The organism is Pseudomonas sp. PS02303, assembly GCF_029959925.1.
Taxonomy (GTDB): Bacteria; Pseudomonadota; Gammaproteobacteria; order Pseudomonadales; family Pseudomonadaceae; genus Aquipseudomonas; species Aquipseudomonas mandelii.
This window is the reverse complement of the sequence record NZ_JASCOM010000450.1, coordinates 1-2664: the sequence shown is the minus strand read 5'-3', so window position 1 is coordinate 2664 and position 2664 is coordinate 1. Positions and strand designations below refer to the sequence as shown.

The window sequence follows — 2664 nt, the reverse complement described above, 5'->3', positions numbered from 1 at the left end:
CTCCCACAGGTACCGTGCGGCTGCATTATCCCTGTAGGAGCGAGCCTGCTCGCGATGGGCGCACCGCCTATTCGAATTGATAACCCCGCAATGGAAAGCACGAATACGGCCAGGATCGCCGGGATGTAGTTTCGTCTTCCGTCATTGCCCACAACCACAACAAAGGCAACAGGAGCATTTTCATGAGTTCATCGAACGCCGGGCAAAGCGCCGGGCAACTGGAAACCCGCGGCATCGAACCGGTGCCGGAAGCGGAGTGCAACGGTCACCCGCTGCAACTGTTCTGGGTCTGGTTCGCGGCTAACATTTCCATTCTCGGCCTGCCGCTAGGTGCCACGCTTGTTGCGTTTCGCGGGTTGGCGATCTGGCAGGCGATCATCGTTGCGATCCTCGGCGCCGCCGGTTCTTTCGCGGTGGTCGGGATCATCTCCATCGCCGGTCGTCGTGGTCGTGCACCGAGCCTGACGCTGTCGCGCGCCATCTTCGGGGTGCGCGGCAACATCGGCCCGACCCTGGTTTCGCTGATGTCGCGGCTGGGCTGGGAAACCGTCAACACCACCACCGCCGCCTTCGTGCTGCTGTCGCTGTGCTCGATCCTGTTCGGTTCGCCGGTGGAGGCCAAAAGCGCACCGGTGTTGACCCTGGTCTTCATCGCGATTTTCGTGCTGCTGACTTTGTCGGTTTCCGGCCTTGGTCACGCTACTTTGCTGGTGATCCAGAAGTGGGCGACTTATGTGTTCGGTGCGCTGAACATTCTGGTCGGCGGCTTCCTCTGCGCCACCATCGACTGGAGCGCGGTGTTCAACGCCACGCCTGCGCCTTTGAGCGCGATGATCATCGGCATCGGCACCATGGCCGCCGGCACCGGGATCGGCTGGGCCAATGCCGGTGCCGACATGTCGCGCTATCAGCATCGCAGCGTCAAAGCCGTGCGCCTGGTCGCGTCGGCGGCCTTTGGTGCGGGGATTCCGCTGGTGCTGCTGATTACCCTCGGCGGCCTGCTGTCGGTGGGCAACAACGACCTGGCCTCGGCCACCGATCCGATCATCGCGATCCGCGACATGCTGCCAACCTGGATGGCCGTGCCGTACCTGATCACCGCGTTCGGCGGGCTGCTGCTGTCGAACAACCTGTCGGTGTATTCCGCCGGATTGACCACGCTGACCCTCGGCCTCAAGGTCAAGCGCGTCTACGCCGTGGTGGTCGACATCGTCGCGATCTTCGCCGGTTCGATCTACTTCATGCTGATCGCCGACAGTTTCTACGGCCCGTTCATTACCTTCATTTCGCTGCTGGCGGTGCCTATCACGGCGTGGGTCGGGATCTTCGTCGTTGACCTGATACATCGTCATTACTACAGCCCCAAAGATTTGCTGGACGTCAGCCCGAGCAGTGCCTACTGGTACAACGGCGGTATCGAATGGCGCGCGTTTGGCGCGTGGGCGCTGGCGATCGTGCTGGGCTTCAGCTTCACCACCATTGGCACCACCGAACAAAACGTCTGGTTCCGCGGTTTTCTTTCGGATTCGTGGCTGGGCCATAACGGCCTGGGCTGGATCGTGACGTTCCTGGTGGCCGGCGGGATTTATTTTGTACTCGGTGGGGCCAGGGATCGTCGTGCCGCAATGACCGAGAACGCTCATGCCTAGATTGCTGCACACCGGCCAGGTCATCATCGACCTGGTCATGGCCGTGGACAAACTGCCGCAACCGGGCGGCGATGTGCTGGCGCAATCCGCCAGTTTCGAAGCCGGCGGAGGGTTTAACGTGATGGCCGCCGCCGCGCGTAACGGGCTGCCGGTGGTCTACCTCGGTCGTCATGGCACCGGTCGTTTCGGCGACCTGGCCCGTGAGGCGATGAAGGTTGAAGGCATTCGGATCGGCATCGCACACAAGGCCGAACGGGATACGGGGTTGTGCGTTGCGGTGACCGATGCCTCGGCTGAGCGCAGTTTCATTTCCTACATCGGCGCCGAGGGCGAATTGACCACCGAGGACCTGGCGAGCGTGCCGGCCGAGGCGGGTGACTACGTGTATGTCAGTGGCTACAGCCTGTTGCATGTCGGCAAGGCCCAGGCGCTGCTGGATTGGGTGCTGGGTTTGCCGAAAGTGATCAACGTGGTGTTCGATCCCGGCCCGTTGGTGGACTCGCCGGACGCGCCATTGATGCAGGCGTTGTTGCCGCGCATTGATCTGTGGACAAGCAACAGTGTCGAGGCACTGCGGTTTACCGGGGCGGCGGACATTGCCGAGGCGCTGGACAGGCTCACCGATCACCTGCCGGCCGAGGTGTTGATGGTGGTGCGCGATGGGCCGCAAGGGTGCTGGATCAGTCAGCGCGGCGAGCGAGAGCATCTGCCCGGTTTCAAGGTTGAAGCGGTAGACAGCAATGGTGCTGGCGATGCCCATGCCGGGGTGTTTCTGGCCGGGTTGGCGCGAGGGTTGTCGGCGAGTGAAGCGGCGCGACGGGCGAATGCGGCGGCGGCGCTGGCAGTCACTCGGTGGGGGCCGGCGACTTCGCCTGGGACTGCTGAAGTGAATGCATTAATCAGGAAGACTTTCGGCGCCTGACATAACGCTTTCGCGGGCAAGCCTCGCTCCTACAGGGATTTGGTCATACGCGGATTTTCGCTACAACCCGAACCCGTAGGAGCGAGGCTTGCC

At 62.5% G+C, this 2664-nt stretch carries 2 protein-coding genes; both read left to right on the top strand.

The genetic code is table 11. The features are described from left to right. Positions 1-182: 182 nt before the first annotated feature. Positions 183-1649, top strand: a complete 1467-nt coding sequence (locus tag QMX98_RS33920) for a cytosine permease (protein ID WP_077747988.1) — start codon at positions 183-185, stop codon at positions 1647-1649. After that, positions 1642-2571, top strand: a complete 930-nt coding sequence (locus tag QMX98_RS33915; RefSeq protein WP_077747987.1) for a PfkB family carbohydrate kinase — start codon at positions 1642-1644, stop codon at positions 2569-2571. The genes QMX98_RS33920 and QMX98_RS33915 overlap by 8 nt, the downstream gene beginning before the upstream one ends. The last annotated feature ends 93 nt before the right edge of the window (positions 2572-2664 follow it).

Excerpts from the sequence above, each read along its gene's own strand:
- QMX98_RS33915 (WP_077747987.1), top strand. The coding sequence starts at position 1,642 with ATGCCTAGATTGCTGCACACCGGCCAGGTCATCATCGACCTGGTCATG.
- QMX98_RS33920 (WP_077747988.1), top strand. The coding sequence starts at position 183 with ATGAGTTCATCGAACGCCGGGCAAAGCGCCGGGCAACTGGAAACCCGC.